At 64.2% G+C, this 24,005-nt stretch carries 19 protein-coding genes; 11 read left to right on the top strand and 8 right to left on the bottom strand.

The window, feature by feature from the left end:
* The first annotated feature begins 114 nt into the window (after positions 1-114).
* Together rbfA and truB are read left to right on the top strand one after the other, a co-directional pair.
* The gene (gene rbfA / locus OEJ37_RS16415) at positions 115-513 is read left to right on the top strand and encodes a 30S ribosome-binding factor RbfA (RefSeq protein ID WP_034184029.1); all 399 of its coding nucleotides are present in this window, start codon (positions 115-117) and stop codon (positions 511-513) included.
* A gap of 13 nt (positions 514-526) precedes the next feature.
* On the top strand, positions 527-1,459 hold the full coding sequence (truB, locus tag OEJ37_RS16410) for a tRNA pseudouridine(55) synthase TruB (RefSeq protein ID WP_174421578.1): 933 nt from the start codon (positions 527-529) through the stop codon (positions 1,457-1,459).
* Between the two features lie 97 nt (positions 1,460-1,556).
* Here the strand turns inward: truB and OEJ37_RS16405 are convergent, their stop codons facing one another.
* The 4 genes from OEJ37_RS16405 to OEJ37_RS16390 all read right to left on the bottom strand — a co-directional run bounded on the left by OEJ37_RS16405 (position 1,557) and on the right by OEJ37_RS16390 (position 6,493).
* Positions 1,557-3,116 carry a DHA2 family efflux MFS transporter permease subunit gene (locus OEJ37_RS16405; RefSeq protein ID WP_174421939.1) on the bottom strand — a complete coding sequence of 520 codons (1,560 nt, stop codon included), beginning with the start codon at positions 3,114-3,116 and terminating at the stop codon, positions 1,557-1,559.
* A gap of 28 nt (positions 3,117-3,144) precedes the next feature.
* Positions 3,145-4,365 carry an efflux RND transporter periplasmic adaptor subunit gene (locus OEJ37_RS16400; protein ID WP_175920310.1) on the bottom strand — a complete coding sequence of 407 codons (1,221 nt, stop codon included), beginning with the start codon at positions 4,363-4,365 and terminating at the stop codon, positions 3,145-3,147.
* Positions 4,366-4,417: 52 nt separating this feature from the next.
* Entirely contained in the window at positions 4,418-5,914 is a 1,497-nt protein-coding gene (locus tag OEJ37_RS16395) for an efflux transporter outer membrane subunit (protein WP_263344856.1), read from the bottom strand.
* An 84-nt stretch (positions 5,915-5,998) separates the two neighbouring features.
* Positions 5,999-6,493, bottom strand: coding sequence for a MarR family winged helix-turn-helix transcriptional regulator (locus tag OEJ37_RS16390; protein WP_174421942.1), 495 nt, complete (start codon positions 6,491-6,493; stop codon positions 5,999-6,001).
* A gap of 328 nt (positions 6,494-6,821) precedes the next feature.
* On the opposite strand from OEJ37_RS16390, the gene typA reads away from it, so the two are divergent.
* The 6 genes from typA to OEJ37_RS16360 all read left to right on the top strand — a co-directional run bounded on the left by typA (position 6,822) and on the right by OEJ37_RS16360 (position 16,502).
* On the top strand, positions 6,822-8,648 hold the full coding sequence (gene typA, locus OEJ37_RS16385; RefSeq protein WP_152863226.1) for a translational GTPase TypA: 1,827 nt from the start codon (positions 6,822-6,824) through the stop codon (positions 8,646-8,648).
* A 319-nt stretch (positions 8,649-8,967) separates the two neighbouring features.
* Positions 8,968-11,832, top strand: a complete 2,865-nt coding sequence (locus tag OEJ37_RS16380) for a 2-oxoglutarate dehydrogenase E1 component (RefSeq protein WP_174421943.1) — start codon at positions 8,968-8,970, stop codon at positions 11,830-11,832.
* 135 nt (positions 11,833-11,967) lie between these two features.
* The gene (odhB, locus tag OEJ37_RS16375; RefSeq protein WP_174421944.1) at positions 11,968-13,239 is read left to right on the top strand and encodes a 2-oxoglutarate dehydrogenase complex dihydrolipoyllysine-residue succinyltransferase; all 1,272 of its coding nucleotides are present in this window, start codon (positions 11,968-11,970) and stop codon (positions 13,237-13,239) included.
* An 82-nt stretch (positions 13,240-13,321) separates the two neighbouring features.
* The gene (gene lpdA / locus OEJ37_RS16370) at positions 13,322-14,752 is read left to right on the top strand and encodes a dihydrolipoyl dehydrogenase (protein ID WP_174421945.1); all 1,431 of its coding nucleotides are present in this window, start codon (positions 13,322-13,324) and stop codon (positions 14,750-14,752) included.
* A 97-nt stretch (positions 14,753-14,849) separates the two neighbouring features.
* Positions 14,850-15,947, top strand: a complete 1,098-nt coding sequence (zapE, locus tag OEJ37_RS16365) for a cell division protein ZapE (RefSeq protein ID WP_174421946.1) — start codon at positions 14,850-14,852, stop codon at positions 15,945-15,947.
* A 144-nt stretch (positions 15,948-16,091) separates the two neighbouring features.
* The gene (locus tag OEJ37_RS16360) at positions 16,092-16,502 is read left to right on the top strand and encodes a transposase (protein WP_174421947.1); all 411 of its coding nucleotides are present in this window, start codon (positions 16,092-16,094) and stop codon (positions 16,500-16,502) included.
* A gap of 103 nt (positions 16,503-16,605) precedes the next feature.
* Here the strand turns inward: OEJ37_RS16360 and OEJ37_RS16355 are convergent, their stop codons facing one another.
* The 4 genes from OEJ37_RS16355 to OEJ37_RS16340 all read right to left on the bottom strand — a co-directional run bounded on the left by OEJ37_RS16355 (position 16,606) and on the right by OEJ37_RS16340 (position 21,965).
* Complete coding sequence (locus OEJ37_RS16355; protein WP_152863236.1) at positions 16,606-17,067, bottom strand: DUF2147 domain-containing protein; 462 nt, start codon at positions 17,065-17,067, stop codon at positions 16,606-16,608.
* Positions 17,068-17,233: 166 nt separating this feature from the next.
* Positions 17,234-18,919 carry a ShlB/FhaC/HecB family hemolysin secretion/activation protein gene (locus OEJ37_RS16350; protein ID WP_175920313.1) on the bottom strand — a complete coding sequence of 562 codons (1,686 nt, stop codon included), beginning with the start codon at positions 18,917-18,919 and terminating at the stop codon, positions 17,234-17,236.
* Positions 18,920-19,063: 144 nt separating this feature from the next.
* Entirely contained in the window at positions 19,064-20,332 is a 1,269-nt protein-coding gene (locus OEJ37_RS16345; protein ID WP_263344855.1) for a collagen-like triple helix repeat-containing protein, read from the bottom strand.
* Positions 20,333-20,372: 40 nt separating this feature from the next.
* Positions 20,373-21,965, bottom strand: coding sequence for a collagen-like triple helix repeat-containing protein (locus tag OEJ37_RS16340; protein ID WP_263344854.1), 1,593 nt, complete (start codon positions 21,963-21,965; stop codon positions 20,373-20,375).
* A 677-nt stretch (positions 21,966-22,642) separates the two neighbouring features.
* Here OEJ37_RS16340 and OEJ37_RS16335 point away from each other — a divergent pair.
* The 3 genes from OEJ37_RS16335 to OEJ37_RS16325 all read left to right on the top strand — a co-directional run bounded on the left by OEJ37_RS16335 (position 22,643) and on the right by OEJ37_RS16325 (position 23,913).
* Complete coding sequence (locus OEJ37_RS16335; RefSeq protein WP_174421951.1) at positions 22,643-22,852, top strand: Flp family type IVb pilin; 210 nt, start codon at positions 22,643-22,645, stop codon at positions 22,850-22,852.
* Positions 22,853-22,969: 117 nt separating this feature from the next.
* The gene (locus tag OEJ37_RS16330; RefSeq protein WP_263344853.1) at positions 22,970-23,470 is read left to right on the top strand and encodes a prepilin peptidase; all 501 of its coding nucleotides are present in this window, start codon (positions 22,970-22,972) and stop codon (positions 23,468-23,470) included.
* Positions 23,467-23,913 carry a TadE/TadG family type IV pilus assembly protein gene (locus OEJ37_RS16325; protein ID WP_263344852.1) on the top strand — a complete coding sequence of 149 codons (447 nt, stop codon included), beginning with the start codon at positions 23,467-23,469 and terminating at the stop codon, positions 23,911-23,913. The genes OEJ37_RS16330 and OEJ37_RS16325 overlap by 4 nt, the downstream gene beginning before the upstream one ends.
* The last annotated feature ends 92 nt before the right edge of the window (positions 23,914-24,005 follow it).

Here is a 24,005-nt window from a genome sequence, read left to right as displayed (position 1 = left end):
CGTCGCGCATCGGCTCATGGGCGGGGCAGGCTTGGGCTTGCCCCGCCCATTTTCATGGTGGCGTGTCAACAATGGCCCGCCGCTTCATCCTGATAAACGGATCACGGATCGATCATGTCCAGGAAGCGTACTTCCCCCAATCGCAACGTTCAGATCGCTGACCAGATTCAGCGTGATCTGTCCGAACTCATCATGCGCGAGGTCAAAGACCCGCGCATCGGCATCGTAACCATCCAGAGCGTGGAGCTCACACCGGACTACGCGCACGCGAAGGTCTACTTCACGGCGCTCACCGGCGATCCGGAAAAGACGCAGGAAGCGTTGAACCATGCATCGGGTCACCTGCACAACCTGCTGTTCAAGCGTCTGCACATTCATACGGTGCCGACGCTACACTTCCACTACGACCAGACGATCGAGAAGGCCGTCGAGATGTCGCGCCTGATCAAGGAAGCGAATTCGACGCGCGCGAAGGACGACGACGAGGCCGACGCGCCGACCAAGGACGACTGAGCTCGACCGGCCTATGACGAATGCAGCATCCCAACGCCCGCGCGTACCCCGGCGCGCGCTGGACGGTGTTCTCCTGCTCGACAAGCCGGTCGGCCTGTCGAGCAACGATGCGCTGATTCGCGCGAAGCGGCTGCTTCTCGCGAAGAAAGCCGGTCACACCGGCACGCTCGATCCGCTGGCTTCGGGCCTGCTGCCGCTGTGTTTCGGCGAGGCGACGAAGTTCTCGCAGGATCTGCTCGAGGCCGACAAGACCTACGAAGCGACGATGCGCCTCGGCCTGCGCACGGCCACCGGCGACGCCGAAGGCGAAGTGATCGACATGCGGCCGGTCGAATGCGATCGCGCAGCGGTGGAAGCCGCGCTCGCGCGCTTCACCGGCGAGATCGTGCAGGTGCCGCCGATGTATTCGGCACTCAAGCGTGATGGCAAGCCGCTGTACGAATATGCACGCGCGGGCCAGACCGTCGAGCGCGAAGGCCGCAACGTGACGATCCATGCGCTCGACCTGCTGGCCTGCGAATTGCCCGACGTGACGTTTCGCGTGACCTGCAGCAAGGGCACTTATGTGCGAACGCTGGCGGAGGATATCGGCGAGGCGCTGGGTTGCGGTGCGCATCTGACGATGCTGCGTCGCACGGGCGTCGGTGCGCTGACGCTCGAGCATGCGGTGACGCTCGATGCGCTGTCGGACGCCGATGAATCGGCGCGCGATGCGTGGCTCCAGCCGGTCGATGCATTGTTGTCGACGTTTCCGTCCGTTCGGCTCGACGACGCGTGCGCGAAGCGGTTCCTGCATGGTCAGCGCCTGCCGCTGTCGGAGCTCGGGGTGATCGATGCGGCCGACGGCGAGCGCGTGCGCGTCTACGACGCGACGCGGCTGCTCGGCGTGGCGCGCAAGGCGAACGGTGTGCTGGCACCGGAACGGCTCGTCGTGACGGCAGCCTGACGCAGCGGCGCGAGCGCGCCGTCGAAGCAACAAAAAGCCCGGTCGATTTCGACCGGGCTTTTTGTTTGGTGCGCGGTGGCGCGGTGTCAGGTGACGCTCAGTGTGCCGCCGACGCCGCCGCACCGGCATCGCCGCCGCCCGCGCGTTCGGGCTTTGTGATCCAGATCAGCGCAATCAGCAGCACGAAAATCGCCGCCGAGATGTAGAACAGGTCGTTCACGCCGAGCTGCGCGGCCTGCTGCGTGGCCAGGTTGTTGATGAGGCCATGCGCCTGGTTCTGCGACAGCCCGAGATTGCCCATCTGTGTGACGGCCTGGTTGAACGTCGGGTTGTACACGTTCGCTTGCTCGACCAGCTGCGCGTGGTGGAAGTTGTTGCGATGATCCCACGCCGTCTGGAAGATCGACGTGCCGATGCCGCCGCACATGATCCGCACGAAGTTCGACAGGCCGGACGCCGCGGGAATGCGGTGGCCGGGCAGGCCTGACAACGTGATCGACACGAGCGGAATGAAGAAGCCGGCCATCGCGACGCCCTGTATGAGCGTCGGCAGCGTGAGCGACCACTCGTCGACGCCCGTCGTGTAGCGCGAGCGCATCCAGAAGCACAGTGCGAATGTGAGGAATGCGGCGGTCGCGATGTAGCGAGGATCGGTGCGCGGCAGGAACTTGCCGGTCAGCGGCGACAGCAGGATCGCGAACAGCCCGACCGGCGCCATCACGAGGCCGGCGTCGGTCGCCGTATAGCCGATCTGGGTCTGCAGCCACAGCGGCAGCAGCACGAGGTTGCCGAAGTAGAGCCCGTAACCGACAGCAAGCGCGACCGTGCCACCCGTGAAGTTGCGCCGGCGGAACAGCGACAGGTCGACGACGGGGTGCTCGGCGGTCAGTTCCCAGATCACGAAGAACGCGAACGAGATGATCGCGATCAGCGCAAGCGCGACGATCGTCGTCGATGCGAACCAGTCGAGATCCTTGCCCTTGTCGAGCATGATCTGCAGCGAGCCGACCCACAGCACCAGCAATGCAAGACCGACGCCGTCGATCGGCGCGCGGCGCACCGTCGATTCGCGCGAGCGATAGATCGACCACGTGGCGAGTGCGGCGGCGATGCCGACCGGGATGTTCACGTAGAAGATCCAAGGCCACGAGTAGTTGTCCGAGATCCAGCCACCGAGGATCGGGCCAGCGACCGGCGCGATCAGCGTCGTCATCGACCACAACGCGAGCGCCATCGGCGCCTTCGCGCGTGGATAGCTCGACAGCAGCAGCGATTGCGACAGCGGAATCATCGGGCCTGCGACCGCGCCCTGGAGGACACGCGACGCGAGCAGGAACGGCAGGCTCGGCGCGAGCCCGCACATCCACGACGAGATGACGAACAGGATGATCGACGCGAGGAACAGGCGGACCTGCCCGAAACGGTCGGTCAACCAGCCCGTCAGCGGCACCGAGATCGCGTTCGCGACCGCGAACGACGTGATGACCCAGGTACCCTGGTCGGACGACACGCCGAGGTCGCCCGAGATGGTCGGGATCGCGACGTTCGCGATGGACGTGTCGAGCACGTTCATGAACACCGCGAGCGACACCGCGATCGTCCCGAGCACGAGTTGCCCGCCCTGCAAGGGCGGGTAGGAGACAGGAGCCTGTGCCATTTCGGTTGTTTTTCCGGAGTCGGAACGGTTACATCATCTTCGCGGCGCTGCCTTGCTTCGCCGCGGCCGGCATCGCCGACGCGTTGCTGCCCGCGTTCTCGGCGATGACGCGCGCGATTTCGGCATCGGCTTCGTCGCCGTACTTCGCGAACACGTTGGTCTCGTAGACGGTGTTCGGCGCGTTGACGAGCTGGTTGCCGCGTTCGTCCTTGATGTCCACGTCGACCTGCATCGACAGGCCGATGCGCAGCGGATGCTTGTCGAGATCCTTCGGATCGAGCTCGATACGCACCGGCAGGCGCTGCACGACCTTGATCCAGTTGCCGGTCGCGTTCTGCGCCGGCAACAGCGAGAACGCCGAGCCCGTGCCGGCCGAGAAGCCGATGACCTTGCCGTGGTAGACGGCCGACGAGCCGTAGATGTCGGCCGTCAGCTCGACCGGCTGGCCGATGCGCATGTGCTTGAGCTGGACTTCCTTGAAGTTCGCGTCGACCCACACGGCGTTCAGCGGCACCACCGACATCAGCGGCGTGCCGGGCGACACGCGCTGGCCGACCTGCACCGAGCGCTTCGCGACGTAGCCCGTGACAGGCGCCGGCAGCACGTTGCGCGCGTTCGCGAGGTACGCATCGCGAACCTTCGCTGCGGCGGCCATCACGTTCGGATGCGACGCGATCGTCGTGTTCGCGGTCAGCGCGCGGTTCGATGCGAGCTGCTGCTGCGCGCCATCGAGCGACGCTTGCGCGGCCTTCACGGCGTCACGTGCGTGCGAGATCTCTTCCTGCGACACGGCGCCCGTCTGCGCGATGGCCACGCGGCGGCGCAGGTCGTCCTCGGCCTTCGACAAGTCGGACTGGCGCAGCGCGACTTGCGCGCGATACTGGTCGTCGTTGACGAACAGGCCGCGCACCTGACGCACCGTCTGCGCGAGGTTGGCTTCCGCCTGCTGCAGCGCGACCTGCGAATCGGCCGGGTCGAGCACGACCAGCGGATCGCCGGCCTTGACCGTCTGCGTATCGTCGGCCTTCACGGCGATCACGGTGCCGGTGACCTGCGGCGTGATCTGCACGACGTTGCCGTTCACGTATGCATCGTCGGTCCCTTCATGGAAGCGGGCGACGAGAAAGTAGTACAGGCCGTACGCGATGGCCGCGATCAGGATGACCGCGACGAGCAGCGTCATCATCCGTTTGCGCTTCCCGTTGTTCAGCGACTGTGCGCTGGCGGCATTTTGTTGAGGGTCGCTCATGGCGATTTTCTCCGTCCGTTATTTCGAGTGTCTGCGTAGTGGTGGCGCCGGATCAGTTGGCGGCCTGTTTTGTCGGCTTGTCGGCGTCGGGCGCGGCGAGCGGCGTGCCGGTCGCATCGAAGCCGCCGCCCAGCGCCTTGATCAGCGCGAGCTGCATGTCGCGCCGGCGCATCTTCAGGTTGGTCACCGTCTGCTCCGATGCGAGGCGGTTGCTGTCCGCGGTCAGTACCTGCAGTTGCGGCGACAGGCCGGCCTTGTAGCGGATCACGGCGAGATCGTAGGCGCGCGTCGACGCGTCGAGCGCGCGTTGCGCGTCGCCCATCTGGCGATCGACCGCGCGGATCGACGCGACTTGCGTCGCGACGTCGTTCAGCGCGCTGATCAGCGTCTGGTTGTAGTTCGCCACCGACAGGTCGAAGTCCGCGTAGCGGCCCTTGAGCTGTGCGCGCAGCGCACCGGCGTCGAAGATCGGCAGGTGGATCGCCGGGCCGAACTGTGCCTGGCGGCTCGCGAAGTTCAGGAATTTGCCCCAACCGAACGCATCGAAGCCGAAGCCGGCCGCGAGGTTCACGTCGGGGTAGAACTCGGCCTTCGCTTCCTTCACGTCGTGCATCGCAGCCTCGACCTGCCAGCGCGCGGCGACGATGTCGGGGCGGCGCGAGACGAGATCGGCCGGCAGATTGCCGGGCAGCGCGACATCGCCGGTCGGGTTCATCACGGGCGCTGCGATCTGCAGCCCGCGATCCGGACCCTTGCCGAGCAGCGCGGCGAGCTGGTAGCGCACGGTCGTGATCTGGCCGTCGAGATCCGACAGCGAAGCCTGGGTCGTCGCGATATTGCCGCGGGCCGTCTGGCGCTCGACGTTGGTGTCGAGACCGGCCGACACGCGGCCGTCGGTGATCTTGCCGACCGTTTCACGGTTGGCGATCTCGCGTTGCGCGATATCGCGCAGCGCATAGAGCTGCGCGAGCGAGTTATAGGTACGCGCGACCGACGACGCGAGCGTGATGCGCGCCTGCTGCATGTCGGCTTCGGCGGCCTTTTCCTGCGACACGGCGGTGTGCAGGCGTTCGCGGTTCTTGCCCCACAGGTCGAGTTCCCACGATGCGCTTGCGAGCGCGTTGTTCTCGCTGTACCACTGGCCGCCGAACGGGGGCGGGAACAGTGCGTTCGACGAATACAGCTCGCGCGTCCACGAATAGCTGGCTTCGGCCTTCGGCAGCAGGTTCGAACGCGACGATTCGATGTACGACGATGCCTTCGCGATGCGAGCCTGCGCCTGCGCGATCGACGGATTGCCCTGGAGGGCCTCGTCGATCAGCTTCGGTAATTGCGGATCGCCGAACTGGTTGGCCCAGTCGAGTGCCGGCCACTGGCCGCCCTGGGCCGGCAGGCTCCGAGCGGATTCGAATTGCGACGCGGGGGCGATCTGCTTGTCGCTCTTGATGCCGATGTAATTCGCGCAGCCCGCCAGTGCCAGAGCGGCGACCGCGGCGGCGACGGCGGCGCGGCACGATCCGGCGCGCACGGACAACGGGGAGGATTTCATCGCGCTGACCCCTGACTCGGAATGAATGATGGACACTGCAAGGATTTCCTTACATTAATCTGTCAAAAGTAATTGTTATGGCAACTATTGGGTGATGCTGCCGCCGGCCGTCTCGCAATAGTTGCTGAGAATGCGGCGCAGCATGCTCTTCAGGAACCCGACTTCTTCCGGCGTAAACCCGTCCAGCACCTGGTCGAGCACACTGCGGAAAATGGGCGGCAGCCGTTCGGCAAGCGCGCGGCCTTCGTCGGTCAGTTCGAGGCGCACGACGCGCCGATCCTCGATGCTGCGCACGCGGGACAGCAGGCCGCGTTTCTCGACCCGGTCGAGCAGGCGTGTGACCGCGCTTGCGTCGATCCCGTATTCGCGAGCGAGCTCAGCGGCCGTCGAGCACTTGCCGACCGCGATCATGAACAGCATGCTCGCCTGCGTGCCCGTGATGCCGAGCTCTTCCTGCGTGCGTTGCGTGACGAGGTTGGTCATCACCGACTTCACGCGCGACATCAGATAACCGACGCTGTCGTTCATCTGATACGACGACAGCGGCGAAACGGGTGGTTGGGTAGGAGAATCCGACATAAAACCCTGAGGCTGCAATAGTTGACTAGGCAGCAGTATAGGCACAATTGCTTGCCGCGGCAAATGTTAATCGAACGGCTACGGACGCGCTTCGCGTTGCTAGAATCCCTTGTGCCGACTAGGGTTTTTCGGCCTGCCGGCGACAGGGCCATCAGCCGACCTGCGCGTTCGAGGGGAGGCCGGGCCGGCCCGGCTTGCTGCGTTGCAACGTGTCGGCCAGCTCTCGACACGCTCACGTGCTATAATTTGTGGCTTTCCCAGCTGCAATGCGCGCGCCCGTGAAAAACGAGCGGGCGCGTTTGCGCGTTCAAACGATTTCCAGGTTTCTATGACCCGCGCCCTTCGCAATATCGCCATCATCGCCCACGTCGACCACGGCAAGACTACGCTCGTCGACCAACTGCTCCGCCAGTCCGGCACCTTCCGCGAGAACCAGCAGATTGCGGAGCGGGTGATGGACTCGAACGACATCGAAAAGGAGCGCGGGATCACGATTCTCGCGAAGAACTGCGCGGTCGAGTACGAAGGCACGCACATCAACATCGTCGACACGCCGGGGCACGCGGACTTCGGTGGCGAAGTGGAGCGCGTGCTGTCGATGGTCGACTCGGTGCTGCTGCTCGTCGACGCGGTCGAGGGCCCGATGCCGCAGACGCGCTTCGTCACGAAGAAGGCGCTCGCGCTCGGCCTGAAGCCGATCGTCGTCATCAACAAGATCGACCGTCCGGGCGCGCGGATCGACTGGGTCATCAACCAGACGTTCGACCTGTTCGACAAGCTCGGTGCGACGGAAGAGCAGCTCGACTTCCCGATCGTCTACGCATCGGGCCTGAATGGCTATGCGTCGCTCGACCCGGCTACGCGCGAAGGCGACATGCGTCCGCTGTTCGAGGCGATCCTCGCGCACGTGCCGGTCCGCCCGGCCGACCCGGAAGCACCGCTGCAGCTCCAGATCACGTCGCTCGACTATTCGACGTACGTCGGCCGGATCGGCGTCGGCCGCATCACGCGTGGCCGCATCAAGCCGGGCCAGCCGGTCGTGATGCGCTTCGGCCCGGAAGGCGACGTGCTGAGCCGCAAGATCAACCAGGTGCTGTCGTTCAAGGGTCTCGAGCGCGTGCAGGTCGAATCGGCCGAAGCGGGCGATATCGTGCTGATCAACGGTATTGAAGATGTCGGCATCGGTGCGACGATCTGTGCGGTGGATACGCCGGAAGCGCTGCCGATGATCACCGTCGACGAGCCGACGCTGACGATGAACTTCCTCGTCAACTCGTCGCCGCTCGCAGGCCGCGAAGGCAAGTTCGTAACGAGCCGCCAGATCCGCGATCGCCTGATGAAGGAACTGAACCACAACGTCGCGCTGCGCGTGAAGGATACCGGCGACGAAACGGTGTTCGAAGTGTCGGGCCGCGGCGAACTGCACCTGACGATTCTCGTCGAGAACATGCGCCGCGAAGGCTATGAGCTGGCCGTGTCGCGTCCGCGCGTCGTGATGCAGGAAATCGACGGCGCGAAGCACGAGCCGTACGAGCTGCTGACGGTCGACGTCGAGGACGAGCACCAGGGTGGCGTGATGGAAGAGCTCGGTCGCCGCAAGGGCGAGATGCTCGACATGGCGTCGGACGGCCGTGGCCGCACGCGTCTGGAATACAAGATCTCGGCGCGCGGCCTGATCGGCTTCCAGAGCGAATTCCTGACGCTCACGCGCGGCACGGGCCTGATGAGCCACATCTTCGACTCGTACGCACCGGTCAAGGACGGCTCGGTCGGCGAGCGTCGCAACGGCGTGCTGATCTCGCAGGACGACGGCGCGGCGGTGGCGTACGCGCTGTGGAAGCTGCAGGATCGCGGTCGCATGTTCGTGAAGCCGGGCGATGCGCTGTATGAGGGCATGATCATCGGCATCCACAGCCGCGACAACGACCTGGTCGTGAACCCGATCAAGGGCAAGCAGCTGACCAACGTGCGCGCGTCGGGCACCGACGAAGCCGTGCGTCTCGTTCCGCCGGTCCAGATGTCGCTGGAATACGCGGTCGAGTTCATCGACGACGACGAGCTCGTCGAGGTGACGCCGCAGTCGATCCGCCTGCGCAAGCGCTTCCTGAAGGAGCACGAGCGTCGCCGCGCGAGCCGCGAAGGCGCGGTCGACTGAGCGTTTCGACCGTTCCCGTGCATGACGGAAAAGGCTGCCTCCGGGCGGCCTTTTTTGCATCCGCGCGACGCGCAATCGGATTGTCTGTAAAACACTGTTCGCGTGGGTCGTGGCAATCCGGCAAAACCCCGTCGCGCGGCGCTTTCAGGCACATTTCGCCGTGAACTCCGGTATCGGTTCTGTGATATGCTGCGCGCACGCAAGTTTTAGGTCCTTCCAAGCAAGACTTGATTCGCAATCCGCTAAACGGTCAGGCCGTGTCGCGGAAGGTTGAGTAACCCGCTATTTCTCGAGAAGCTCGAAGAAAGGTGAGCGTAAAATGTCAGATGTAATGAAGCAGTTTCAGCTGAACTCCTATCTGTTCGGCGGCAATGCTTCGTACGTTGAAGAACTGTACGATGCATACCTCAACAATCCGGCGTCGGTGCCGGAGAACTGGCGAGAGTATTTCGACGCGCTGCAGAATGTGCCTGCAACGGACGGTTCGAATGCCAATGACGTCGCGCATTTCCCGATCGTCGAATCGTTTGCCGAGCGTGCGAAGGCCAATGCCTTCATCCCGCGCGAAAGCAGCACCAATCTGGCTGCGGCTCGCAAGCAGGTTCACGTCCAGTCCCTCATCAGCGCATATCGCTTCCTTGGCTCGCAATGGGCCAATCTGGATCCCCTGAAGCGTCGCGAACGTCCCGCCATTCCCGAACTCGAGCCCGCGTTCTACGACTTCTCCGAAGGCGACCTCGACCAGACCTACAGCGCGAGCAACCTGTATTTCGGTTTCGACCAGGCATCGCTGCGCGATATCGTCAAGGGTCTGCGTGACACGTACTGCGGCACGATCGGCGCCGAATACATGTACATCAGCGACCCGGAACAGAAGCGCTGGTGGCAGGAGCGCCTGGAGTCGACCCGTGCGACGCCGAAGTTCTCGACGGACGAGAAGAAGCACATCCTGAATCGCCTGACGGCCGCTGAAGGCCTCGAGCGTTACCTGCACACCAAGTACGTCGGCCAGAAGCGCTTCTCGCTCGAAGGCGGCGAAAGCTTCATCGCGGCGATGGACGAAGTCGTCCAGCATGCGGGCAAGCGCGGCGTGCAGGAAATCATCATCGGCATGGCCCACCGCGGCCGCCTGAACGTGCTCGTCAACACGCTCGGCAAGATGCCGGCCGACTTGTTCGCCGAATTCGAAGGCAAGCACGTCGACGACCTGCCGGCCGGCGACGTGAAGTACCACAAGGGCTTCTCGTCGGACGTGTCGACGGAAGGCGGCCCGGTTCACCTGTCGCTCGCATTCAACCCGTCGCACCTCGAAATCGTGAACCCGGTGGTCGAAGGTTCCGCGAAGGCACGGATGGACCGTCGCGGCGACGAGGACGGCCTGCAGGTGCTGCCGGTGCAGATCCACGGCGACGCGGCCTTCGCGGGCCAGGGCGTCGTGATGGAAACGCTGAACCTCGCGCAGACGCGCGGTTACGGCACGCACGGCACGCTGCACATCGTCATCAACAACCAGATCGGCTTCACGACGTCCGACCCGCGCGACGCGCGCTCGACGCTGTACTGTACCGACGTCGTCAAGATGATCGAGGCGCCGGTGCTGCACGTGAACGGCGACGATCCGGAAGCGGTGATCCTCGCGACGCAGATCGCGATCGACTACCGGATGCAGTTCCACAAGGATGTCGTGATCGACATCGTCTGCTTCCGCAAGCTGGGTCACAACGAGCAGGACACGCCGGCCGTCACGCAGCCGCTGATGTACAAGAAGATCGCGCAGCACCCGGGCACCCGTGCGCTGTACGCCGAGAAGCTCGTGCAGCAGGGCGTGATCGCCGCGGAAGACGCCGACAACTACGTGAAGGCGTACCGCAAGGCGATGGACGACGGTCACCACACGGTCGACCCGGTCCTGTCGAACTACAAGAGCAAGTACGCGGTCGACTGGGTTCCGTTCCTGAACCGCAAGTGGACGGATGCGGCCGACACGGCCGTGCCGCTCGCCGAACTGAAGCGCCTCGGCGAACGCATCACGACGGTCCCGGAAAACTTCAAGGTCCACCCGCTCGTCGAGCGCGTGATCAACGACCGCCGCAACATGGCGCGCGGCGACCAGCCGCTCGACTGGGGCATGGGCGAGCACCTCGCGTTCGCGTCGCTCGTCGCATCGGGCTACTCGGTGCGCCTGACGGGCCAGGACTCGGGCCGCGGCACGTTCACGCACCGTCACGCGGTGCTGCACGACCAGAACCGCGAGCGCTGGAACGACGGCACGTACGTGCCGCTGCAGAACATCGCCGAAGGCCAGGCGAAGTTCACGGTGATCGACTCGGTGCTGTCGGAAGAAGCGGTGCTGGGCTTCGAATACGGTTACTCGACCGCCGAGCCGAACACGCTCGTGCTGTGGGAAGCGCAGTTCGGCGACTTCGTCAACGGCGCGCAGGTCGTGATCGACCAGTTCATCTCGTCGGGCGAAGTGAAGTGGGGTCGCGTGTCGGGGCTGACGATGCTGCTGCCGCACGGCTATGAAGGCCAGGGTCCGGAACACTCGTCGACTCGTATCGAGCGTTTCCTGCAACTGTGCGCGGATCACAACATGCAGGTCGTCCAGCCGACGACGCCGGCGCAGATCTTCCACCTGCTGCGTCGCCAGATGATCCGCCTGTTCCGCAAGCCGCTGATCGTCGCGACGCCGAAGTCGCTGCTGCGTCACAAGGAAGCGGTGTCGGACCTGTCGGAACTCGCGAAGGGTTCGTTCCAGCCGGTGATCGGCGAAACCGACGGCGGCATCGACGCGAAGAAGGTCAAGCGCGTGCTGGCATGCTCGGGCCGCGTGTATTACGACCTCGTCGCACACCGCCGCGAAGCGAAGGCGAACGACGTCGCGATCATCCGTATCGAGCAGCTGTATCCGTTCGCGCACAAGCAGTTCGAAGCCGAAATGAAGAAGTACGAGAACGCGACTGAAGTGGTCTGGGTGCAGGACGAGCCGCAGAACCAGGGCCCCTGGTTCTACGTCGAGCACCATCTGAAGGAAGGCATGAAGGAAGGGCAGAAGCTGGCATACAGCGGCCGTCCGGCTTCGGCCTCGCCGGCGGTTGGCTACTACGCGAAGCACTACGAGCAGCAGAAGGCCCTGATCGAAGGTGCTTTCGGCCGCCTGAAGAGCGCATCGATCGCGAAATAACCGACGGAAGCGAAACGGGAAGGCGCGCCGCGCTTTCCCGTCTCCTTTGGCCCGCCGGGCGCGTCGCGCGCCGCACCGGCCGAAGGAATCGCACGAACCTCGTCATTACCCAGATTAAGCATCCAGGAAAATCACATGGCTATCGTAGAAGTCAAAGTCCCCCAGCTTTCGGAGTCGGTTTCGGAAGCCACCATGCTGCAGTGGAAGAAGAAGCCGGGCGAAGCAGTCGCGCAAGACGAAATCCTGATCGAACTCGAGACCGACAAGGTCGTGCTCGAAGTGCCGGCACCGGCCGCGGGCGTGCTCGCGCAAGTGCTGCAGAACGACGGTGACACGGTGGTTGCCGACCAGCTGATCGCGACGATCGACACCGAAGCGAAGGCAGGTGCAGCCGAAGCAGCGGCGGGCGCCGCCGAAGTCAAGCCGGCAGCAGCGCCTGTCGCAGCCGCACCGGCAGCACAGCCGGTCGCCGCAGCGGCATCGTCGGCCACCGCATCGCCGGCCGCATCGAAGCTGCTGGCCGAGAAGGGCCTGTCGGCAGGCGACGTCGCAGGTTCGGGCCGCGACGGCCGCGTCACGAAGGGCGACGCGCTGGCAGCAGGCAGCGCACCGAAGGCCGCTCCGGCCGCCGCACCGGCCAAGGCCGCTGCGAAGCCGTCGCTGCCGGAAGTGAAGGTGCCGGCGTCGGCGACGACCTGGCTGAACGACCGTCCGGAACAGCGCGTGCCGATGTCGCGTCTGCGTGCGCGTATCGCCGAGCGTCTGCTCGAATCGCAGCAGACCAACGCGATCCTGACGACGTTCAACGAAGTCAACATGGCTCCGGTCATGGAACTGCGCAACAAGTACAAGGACAAGTTCGAGAAGGAACATGGCGTGAAGCTCGGCTTCATGTCGTTCTTCGTGAAGGCGGCCGTGCATGCGCTGAAGAAGTTCCCGCTCGTGAACGCGTCGATCGACGGCAACGACATCGTCTACCACGGCTACTTCGACATCGGTATCGCCGTCGGCTCGCCGCGCGGTCTCGTGGTGCCGATCCTGCGCAACGCGGATCAACTGAGCCTCGCCGACATCGAGAAGAAGATCGCCGAATTCGGCCAGAAGGCTAAGGACGGCAAGCTGTCGATCGAGGAAATGACGGGCGGTACGTTCTCGATCTCGAACGGCGGCGTGTTCGGCTCGATGCTGTCGACCCCGATCATCAACCCGCCGCAGTCGGCAATCCTCGGCGTGCACGCGACGAAGGAACGTCCGGTCGTCGAAAACGGCCAGATCGTGATCCGTCCGATCAACTACCTCGCGCTGTCGTACGACCACCGGATCATCGACGGTCGCGAAGCCGTGCTGTCGCTCGTCGCGATGAAGGATGCGCTCGAGGATCCGGCACGCCTGCTGCTCGACCTGTAAGCCGAGTTTCACCGCATTGACCCGCTCCGCACGGGCGCGCGAAACGCGCGACCGTGCGGATGCACAAGAAGAAAGGATTGTCATGTCCAAGGAATTTGACGTCGTCGTGATCGGCGCCGGCCCCGGCGGCTACATCGCCGCGATCCGTGCCGCACAGCTCGGCAAGACCGTTGCCTGTATCGAGAAGTGGAAGAACCCGGCCGGCGCGCTGAAGCTCGGCGGCACCTGCCTGAACGTCGGCTGCATCCCGTCGAAGGCGCTGCTCGCATCGTCGGAAGAGTTCGAGAACACGTCGCATCACCTGGCCGACCACGGTATCACGGTCGACGGCGTGAAGATCGACATCGCGAAGATGATCGGCCGCAAGGACGCAATCGTCGAGAAGATGACGTCCGGTATCGAGTTCCTGTTCAAGAAGAACAAGATCACCTGGCTGAAGGGCCATGGCAAGTTCGCCGGCAAGACCGACGCCGGCGTGCAGATCGAAGTGAGCGGCGAGGGTGAAACCGAAGTCGTCACCGCGAAGAACGTGATCATCGCGACGGGCTCGAAGGCGCGTCACCTGCCGGGCATCCCGGTCGACAACAAGATCGTGTCGGACAACGAAGGTGCGCTGACGTTCGACTCGGTGCCGAAGAAGCTCGCCGTGATCGGCGCAGGCGTGATCGGCCTCGAGCTCGGCTCGGTGTGGCGTCGCCTGGGCGCCGAAGTGACGGTGCTCGAAGCGCTGCCGGCGTTTCTCGGCGCAGCCGACGAAGCGCTCGCGAAGGAAGCGGCCAAGCTGTTCAAGAAGCAGGGCCTCGACATCCATCTCGGCGTGAAGATCGGCGAAGTGAAGACGACCGCGAACGGCGTGTCGATCGCCTACACGGACAAGGACGGCAACGCGCAGACGCTCGACGCCGACCGTCTGATCGTGTCGGTCGGCCGCGTGCCGAACACCGACAACCTCGGCCTCGAGGCAATCGGCCTGAAGGCGAACGAGCGCGGCTTCATCGACGTCGACGACCACTGCCGCACGGCGGTGCCGAACGTCTACGCGATCGGCGACGTGGTGCGCGGCCCGATGCTTGCGCACAAGGCGGAAGACGAAGGTGTGCTGGTCGCGGAAGTGATCGACGGCCAGAAGCCGCACATCGACTACAACTGCATTCCGTGGGTGATCTACACGTACCCGGAAATCGCGTGGGTCGGCAAGACGGAGCAGCAACTGAAGGCGGAAGGTCGCGAGATCAAGACGGGCAAGTTCCCGTTCTCGATCAACGGCCGCGCGCTCGGCATGAACGCACCGGATGGTTTCGTGAAGATGATCGCGGACGCGAAGACCGACGAACTGCTCGGCGTGCACGTGATCGCTGCGAACGCGTCGGACCTGATCGCGGAAGCCGTGGTGGCGATGGAATTCAAGGCGGCGTCGGAAGACATCGCCCGCATCTGCCATCCGCACCCGTCGATGTCGGAAGTGATGCGCGAAGCGGCGCTCGCCGTCGACAAGCGCTCGCTGAATAGCTGAGCGCGGTAAGCGCCAGCCGGCCCTCGGCCGGCGCAGCCGTCTCATGACGAAGGCGGGCGGGGTTTCCCGCTCGCCTTCGTTCTTTCCGGTTTGCCCGATGAACGTCACCGAATACTACACGCGCGAACTGACCACGCGCGGATATCAGTCCGACCCCGCGCAGCGCGCCGCGGTCGATCGCCTGCAGCGCTGTTTCGACGAGTGGGTCGAATACAAGTCGCGCCGCTCGAACGCGTTCAAGAAGCTCATCATTCATCCGGACCTGCCGCGCGGCGTCTACATGTGGGGCGGTGTCGGTCGCGGCAAGAGCTTCCTGATGGACAGCTTCTACGCGGTCGTACCCGTGCAGCGCAAGACGCGCCTGCATTTCCACGAATTCATGCGCGAAGTGCACCGCGAGCTCGAGGAACTGAAAGGGCAGGCCGATCCGCTCGACGAACTCGCGCGGCGCATCGCGAAGCGCTACCGGCTGATCTGCTTCGACGAGTTCCACGTGTCGGACATTGCCGACGCGATGATCCTGTACCGTCTGCTCGATCGCCTGTTCAACAACGGCGTGCAGTTCGTTATGACGTCCAATTACGATCCCGACGACCTGTATCCGGACGGGCTGCATCGCGACCGCATGCTGCCGGCGATCGCGCTGATCAAGGAAAGGCTCGACGTGCTCAACGTCGACGCGGGTGTCGACTATCGCCAGCGCACGCTCGCGCAGGTGCAGATGTATCACACGCCGCTTGGCGCCGACGCCGATCGCGAACTGCGCCATGCGTTCGCGAAGCTCGCCGCGGTACCCGACGAAAGTCCGATCCTGCATATCGAGAAGCGCGAGCTGAAGGCGCTGCGCAAGGCGGACGGCGTCGTATGGTTCGACTTCGCGACGCTGTGCGGCGGCCCGCGATCGCAGAACGACTATCTCGAACTCGCGAGCCGTTTCCACGCGATCGTGCTGTCCGAGGTGCCGCAGATGTCGCCGCGGATGGCGTCGGAGGCGCGCCGCTTCACCTGGCTGATCGATGTGCTGTACGACCACAAGGTCAAGTTGCTGATGTCCGCGGCGGTGCCGGCGGAGCAGTTGTATGTCGAAGGCCCGATGGCCAACGAATTTGCGCGCACGGTCTCGCGTATCGTCGAGATGCAGTCGAAGGAGTATCTCGAAACGCCGCGCCGCATCGTCGACACTTCGCTGACCTGATTGCGATTTCCGGTAATCGGCGCGATTCAAACGTCAATTCCGGTCAAATTCATGCAATATCGGGGTATTTTCGGATTTGTCTTATATTCATTGTTGAGGTGAGCCGATATCGTTGTGTCATGGTTACCAAGGCTGGAGATGTCCATGACACCGTATCGCGATCTGACCGACCACGAGTGGCGCTGCGTTGCGCCGCTTCTGCCCGAAATGCAGCCGCGCACCGAGTTGCGCGGCCGACCGCTAGCCAATACGCGTGCCGTGCTGAACGGTGTGCTCTGGGTGATCTACAGCGGCGCGACGTGGTCCGCCATGCCGCGTCGTTACCCTTCGTATCAGACATGCCATCGCCGCTTCAAGGTATGGCACGAGACGGGCACGTTATTGAACGTGATGCGCGAGCTCTATGGCGATTCGGGCGTGAATCTGTGCAACGAATTGTCCACGCGGATGCGCAAGCACACACAATCGAAGGCAGCGCAGGCGCGTAGCAGCGTAGCGCCCGTGTGTCGCACACCGGGCGGCTATGCATCGGACACGTTGAAGCACGCGGCGTGATGTCCGTCGTTTGCTTCTGCGCCCGCACCAAAAGAAAATCGGCCTGACGACTTCGTCGCAGGCCGATTTTTTTGTTGAGCCGCGCGTATCGGCGCGTGCTGCGTTATTGCTGGCGCACCCAGGTCTGCGAACGGCCGAGCAGCGACACGCCGATGTAACCGCGCACGATGAGCTTCTGGCCGCCGTCTTCAAGCGTCATCTTGCATTTGTAGACCTTGCCGTTTTCCGGGTCGAGAATGTTGCCGCCGTCCCAGTGGTCGCCTTCCTTCTTCATCGCCTTGATGATCGTCATGCCCTTGATGAGCTGATCCTTGCGCTCGTCCGTGCAGGCGGTGCAGCGGCGATCGGGCGTATCGTTCGCGCCGAGGCCCTTGACGACCTTGCCCGACAGCGCACCGTCGCCGTCCTCGGCGATCTGCACGAGTGCCTTCGGCTGATGGGTGTTGTCGTCGATCGTCTGCCACATGCCGATGGGGTTATCGGCTTGTGCGAACGTGGGTGCTGCGCAGGCGAGCAGTGCGCCGGCGACGGCGATTGCACGCAACGGGCGGGTCAGTTGAATCATTGTCATCCTCCTTGTTTTGCATGTCGTGTTCGATTCGCCCGCACGACCGCCTGCATGGGGCGGCCATGTTGCGAGCTTCGCCAGAATACGTGAAACCGCGCGCCACGTTTTATAGGGGGGACTCTAATCGAAACAGCCTGCGTGACGCGGGCTGTTTGGTGACCGATCAGTTGAGCTGATATGAGAATGCGGCGTTGATGCGCGGGCTGCGCGATGCGCTTTCGACCGGCGCGTCGCCAACCGGTTTCGCGACGTTCAGGTCGAGACTGTAGTAACGGCTGTCCGTGAACCGCACGCCGATGCCGACCGACGACATGCGGCTTGGCGACGGCGTGCCCGAGTGCAGGTACACGCGCGCCATGTCATACGCAATGTACGGCGTGACGGATTTCATATACGTCCAGCCGGGCGAGAAGCCGCGGTTGACCTCCAGCGACATCCCCCAGCCCGAGTCGCCCGACGTTTCGCCAGGCTGGTAGCCGAGCGCGTAGCGAGTCGAGCCGAACGAGATCTGCTCGGATGTCGGCAGCGAGTCGGGGCTGTATTGCCCGGTCAGCGAAACCGACGTACCGATCCGGAACGGCCATTCGTTGGTTTGAGTGAAGGTCGCGCCGGTGCGGACGAAGGTCAGCGAAATCGGGCTGTTCACCGAAGTCGTCGTCGTGCCGACGGTCACGTCCTGCGCTTTCGACGCGCCGAGGATGTTGAACCCCTTCGCAACGTTGACGCTCAGCTTCTGAACCTGTTTCGGCGAAACGCTCGTGTAGTCGAGCTGCATCTGCAGCACGCGGACCTGCGAGCGCGTGTCGAGCGTCGCGCCGTTGATCTGGTTCTGGTAACGGTCTTCGTTGTGCGATGCGTAGCCTGAAACGGTGCCGAGCAGGCTGCGCTGGTTGTTCAGCAGCAATGGATAGGATGCCGAAAGACCGAGCTTCTCGTTCTTGACGGTGCGTTCGACATATGACGGCAGGCCCGGGTTGTTGGTCGGCTTGCCGCGATAGGTGCTTGCGTCGAGGCGCGTGATCAGGCCGCTGCTGCCGACGGGTACTGCGCCGCTGAACGCGAAGTAGGTCTGCTTGTCACGCCCCGGCGGCGCCAGCGCGGAGATGCTCAGTTGCTCGCCGAACGACGTCAGACCGTTTTCGGTCGCGGTGATGAGGCCCTGGACGCCCGGGTGGTTGAAGTCGATACCGGTGCTGACGTTGAACGGCTTGCGGTCGACCGCGAGTTCGAGTGTCGTGGCCCCTTCGGTGGTTTGCGGCGGCGGCACGTTCGCCTTCACAGTGAGGCCGGGCAGCAGGCCGAACGTGTTCACGTAGCGCTCGAACGTCGCGCGGCGCAGCGGGCGATCTGCAGTGATATGCGCGGCGATCGCACGAATCTTCGGTTCCATCGCGCCGGGCTTGCCGGTGACCTTGACGTCCGACACATAGCCTTCGACAACCGTGATGCGCACGACGCCGTTCTCGAACGTCTGCGCGGGAACGAACGCGAACGACAACGCGTAGCCGCGATCCTGGTACAGCTTCGTCACGCCGTTGGCGGTTTCGATCAACTCGCCGATCGTGATGTCCTTGCCGACGAGGGGCGTGAAGCGACGCGAGATTTCCTCGAACGGCACCGACTTCACGCCTTCGACCTGGAACGTCGTCGGCGTCAGGTGTCGCGACAGCAACTCCTGCAGTTGCGGCGCCTGGGGTGCGACCTGCACTGTGACGTTCGGGCCGGTTTTCGGTGCGTTGATCTGGGGCAGGGAGTCGAGCGGGTTACCCCCGACGCGCGTTTGTGCTTGTGCCGTGCTTGCCGCCGCGATGGCGAGCAGCATCATCCATCTGTCGAGTCTGGATTTCATTGTTATTCCTCGTTGGCCTTGCTTTTCATCTTCTTTCTAATGCCGGCGCGCGACACCAGGGTGTCGCGCGCCGCGTGCCGCAATGCCGGATGTATTGGTACGGTCGCGCGATTCGCTCCGGCTGCGAAGGTGCGACCGTCCTCCTTACTTGCCAACGCTACCCAGCGTGCCCAGCAACCCCGTTACCGGTGCCAGCAGGCCCGTCGAACCGCCACCCGACGATGCCGTACCCGACACGCCGCCGACCAGCGACGTGATCGGCGCGAGCGGGCTCGCCCCCCCGGATCCTGCTGCACCGCCCACCGCTCCGGTGACAGTATTCAGCAAACCGGTGACAGGCGCGAGAGGGTTTGCACTGCCTGCGCCGCCCGTTGCGCCGCCGAGTGCGCCAGTGAGCGAGCCGAGCGGCGTCGAGCCAAGACCCGACAACAGGCCGCCGAGCGGGTTCGTCGAACCGGAGCCCGACGACGTGCCGTTCTGGACGGTAGCCGTCGAGCCGCCGACAAGGCTCGTGATCAGGCCGGGGATCGGTGCCGCGCCGTTCGGGCCGTTCGGATTGACGAGGCCGCCCGCGTTGGTCACGGTGTTGCCGACTGCGGTCACGAGTTGACCGACATCGCCGACGAGCGGCTGGTTCGACGTGCTGCCGACCTGCTTGCCGGCCGAGCTGATCGCGCCGCCGACCTGGCCGAGCAGGCCCGAGACGGGCTGGCCGAGGCCGGTTGTCGTGCCGACCTGTTGCGTGACCTGGCCGGCGGTGATCACGAGCGGCGTGATCGCCGAACTGAGCGGCTGCGTGACCTGCTGCACGGCGCCCGACGACAGCGTCGAACCGATCGTCGTGCCGGCGGCCGACAGGCCGTTGGCGACCGTGTCGAGCACGGTGCCGACCGGAGTCGTGACGGGGGCGAGCGGCGCGAGCGGGCCCGTACCGATCGCCTTGACCGTCGAGCTCAGGCCGGACACCGTGTTGCTCGTCGCGCCGACAACATTGCCGAGACCGGCAACCGTCGTGCCGACCGGATCCTTCGTCGAGCCGATCTGTCCCAGCCCGTTGCTTACCGCATCGGCGGCCGCGCCGACGATCGTGCTCGTGCTGGAGAGCGTGCTGCCGACACCCTTCGTCACGCCGTCACCGAGGCCCGGCAGGCTGATGTTGCCGACCGTGCTGCCAAGGTCGGTGGCCGTCTGGCCGACCGTGCTGACGACACCCTTGGTGCCCGTGGATGTGCCGCTGGTGCCGCTCGTGCTGGGCGTGCCGCTCGTGCTGCTCGGGCCGGTGTTGCTGCTGGTCGGCGGCGAGCTGACGCCGCCGCCGCCGCAGGCGGCCAGCAGGCACGCTGCGGCGAAGGCGGTGAGGGGCGCGCGCCACTGGCGCAGGGTGGCCGTCGTGAGAGAACGTTGCTGGGACATGATGGACTCCTCGCTGTCTTGTCGATGAATGGATATCGGTTTACTTGCCGTGTGTGCCGCCGAGCAGGCCGCCGATCAGCGACGTGACAGGCGCGAGCGGATTCGACGACGAGCCAGAGTTCGTGACGGCACCCGTGCCGCCGGTCAGTGCCGGTGCGCTGACCGTGCTGGTGACCGTAGACACGACGTTCGTCACCGGTGCGAGCGGGCTGCTGCCGCCCGCGCCACCCGTCGCGCCGCCGAGCGCGCCCGTGACTGCGCCGAGGAGACCCGTGACCGGGGCGAGCGGGCTACCGCTCGTACCGCCCGTTGCACCGCCGAGCGCGCCCGTGACCGTCGAGACGAGGCCCGTGACCGGGGCGAGCGGGCTGCCGCTACCGCCCGCTGCGCCACCCAGTGCACCGGTGACCGTGGAGACGAGACCGGTGACAGGGGCGAGCGGGCTGCCGCTGCCGCCCGTTGCGCCACCGAGTGCGCCGGTGACCGTGGAGACGAGACCGGTGACCGGGGCGAGCGGGCCGCTGCCGCCGCCCGTTGCGCCACCGAGAGCACCCGTAACCGTGGAGACGAGGCCCGTGAGCGGAGCGAGCGGGTTGGTCGCGCCGCCGGTGCCGCCGGTGAGCAGGCCGCCGACTGCCTTCACGGTATTGCCCGTCGCCGAGACGGTGTTGCCGAGGCCCGTCGTGACAGGGTTGCCGCCTGCCGACGCGAGCAGCGCGCCGGCCTGGTTCAGGCCGTTGCCGACCGTGCCGAGCAGCGTGTTGACGGGGGCACCGAGGCCGGTCGTCGTGCCGATCGTCTGGGTCGTCTGGCCGACCATTGTCGTGATCGGCGTGATGGCCGAGCTGACCGTCTGCGTGACCTGCTGGATCGGGCCGGTCGACAGCGCATTGGTGAGGGTGGTGCCGCCGTTCGATACGGCGCCGCCGAGCGTCGACACGAGGCCGCCGACGGCGCCCGTGACCGGCGCGAGCGGCGACAGCGGGCCGCTGCCGAGGCTCGTGACCAGGTTGCCGGTCTGCGTGACGGCACCGCCGAGCTGATTGACCACGCCGCCCGTGCTGGCGACCGTGGTGCCGATCGGATCCTTCGTCGCGCCGAGCTGGCCAAGACCATTGCCGAGGCCGTTGCCGAGCGCGGTCACCGCGCCGCCGACGCTCTGCACGATGCCGCCCGCGGCTTGCGTGGTGGCCGGGTTGACGCCTGGCAGCGACTGGTTGGCGATGACGGTGCCGAGGTCCGAGACGGCTCCGCCGACACCCGTGACGAGATTGCTTCCGTTTGCGAGGACATTTCCCACCGCGTTCGACGACACACCCGAGGTGCCGCTCGTGCCGCTGGTCGTTCCGCTCGTCGAGCCGCTGGTGCTGCCGCTCGTCGAACCGCTCGTGCTGCCGCTGGTCGAGCCGCTGGTGCTGCCCGACGTGCCGCCGCTAGTCGAACCCGACGTGCCGCCGGAGGTGCCGCCACCCGACGTGGAGATCGAATCGCCGCTGCCGGAGCTCGAGCCGCCGCCGAGGCCCTGGCTGATGGAGCCGGAGCCGCCGCACGCGGAGAGGGAAAGCATGGCTGCAACGGTGGCCGCGATCAGAGTCGTCCGGAACACGCCATGAGGGATAACCTTAATGTCCATTTCTTCCTCGCATTCAAAATGTGTTGTGAACTTCGTTGTGTTGAGTGCCGCGAGGACTACTCTGCAACTGTCGTGCCATTTCGACGCCCGACGGTTCGATAACACGTTTTAAACGAGGCAATTCCTTGTCAGAAAAGGAAATTATGGAAATTGAAAGATTGTTGAATCTGTTTAAGCGTGGGCAAATGAGAACGGTTTCGGCCGTTTCGTAACGTAACGTCACAACATTGGCGTTACGGGTGCGGCGTAACGTGGGGTCCGCGCGGGCTTGGTGGACGAGGCAATTGTTTTACTGGTGGATTAGGTATGCACATCTAACCTATCGTAAATCCTATGTGTAAGACCTACCGAAACGCCGTACAAATACGTCGTGCTCGAGGTCATTTTTTTCGATCCGAGCCGTTGAAAGAGGTTGGAAGATAAATAGGATCGGATATAGAATCCGAGGCAGATGTAAGCAAATGTACGGTTCGGTACACAACGTTCGAGGAGGGTCACTATCGCGAATGTTAACTTGCATCAAATCGTGAGACATGCCCTTCGGGGCGACCTATAAAGAAAGCGCACCCGGTTGTCGTTGCAGCAGATATGGCGAACAGCGCGGGGCAACGGCCAGATATGCAGAGATGTATACGTATAAAAGGCCAAAGAACGTAAATACAGGCACGAGGAATAAAATGAAGGCAATCATCAAGCGTTTCCTTAGGGAAAACAAAGGGGTTACCGCGATCGAGTACGGGCTGATCGCGGGTCTTATCGCTGTCGCGATCGTTGCTGGAGTAACGTCGATCGGTGACAGTCTCGGGAACATGTTCACCAAACTCGGTACTTGCGTGACCACGCGTACGGCTACGGCCTGTTCGTCTACCACGATTTGGGGTTCCTGACCGCCTCCGTAAATAATTTGAACGGCTCACATTTCGTGAAAGCTGTTTTGGGTTGGTAGCAAGCGGATTGCCTCGGCAATTCGCTCGCTACCGACATTTGCGGCGGGCTGTGGCGCGATGGCACATCTTATTTTCAGCGGGGTATTCCTGGTCTGGGCGACGTTCGTCACGGCAAGCGATATCCGTTTTCGACGCATCTCGAATCCACTCGCCTTGACCGGGCTGGTCATTGGATTAGGCGGCGCGTTTTTCAACGCGAACCCATTCGGGATCTCGCCGTTTCAGGCAATGCTCGGCATGCTGGCCGGGCTGGTTGGCCTTTTCCCCTTTTTCATGCTTCGCCTGATGGGCGCGGCAGACGTGAAGATATTCGCCGTGCTCGGTGCATGGTGCGGAGCGCACGCGCTGCTGTGGCTCTGGGTCGCCGCGAGTCTTGCCGCCGGCATTCATGCAGTTGTCCTAATGCTGTTGTCGGGTACGTCGCTCGGCACATTGTGGCGCCGCGGCGAGCCCGCGCTGGCGCTCGGCAAATATCGGGCGACGCCCTATGCGGCATGTCTGGCGATACCGGCTGCGGCATGGCTCGTCTATCTGGTTGCAACGGGGGGCATGCGATGAAGCGACTGAGGCAGCCACTGGGATACCGGCGGCAGCGCGGGGCGACAGCAGTCGAATTCGCAATCGTTTTCCCACTGTTCTTCATGATCGTCTACGCGATCCTCAGTTTCGGGATGATCTTCGTCATTCAGCAAAGCTTGACGCTGGCGGCCAGCGAAGGCGCGCGTGCGGGCTTGAATTACGCGCCGACCCTGGCCGCGCGTGTGACGAACGCAACGACTGCCGCACAGAATGTCTTGGGCTGGCTGAATATCAGCCCGCCGCAGGTGGCTGCGCCGCAGTGCAGTTACGACACGACGAATCCGCCGACGCTGTATTGCCTGACGGTTACGGTGAGCTACTCGCCGGAAGCGTGGGTCACGACCATGCCATTCCTTGGGGCCATCATCACCAATCCGTTGACGAGTACGGCGGTCGTGCAGATCCCGCAGTCCATCCTATGAGAGAGGCATCGTGACGCGACGAGCTCGCGAGCACATGAATAGAGCAGCAGGAAAAACTTACTCGGACATTTATTCCGACATTCATACAAAAA

The organism is Burkholderia sp. BKH01 (genome assembly GCF_025685725.1).
In the GTDB taxonomy this organism is placed as follows: domain Bacteria; phylum Pseudomonadota; class Gammaproteobacteria; order Burkholderiales; family Burkholderiaceae; genus Burkholderia; species Burkholderia pyrrocinia_C.
Note: the sequence above shows the minus strand (reverse complement) of the source record. Positions and strands in the feature narration are given on the sequence as shown.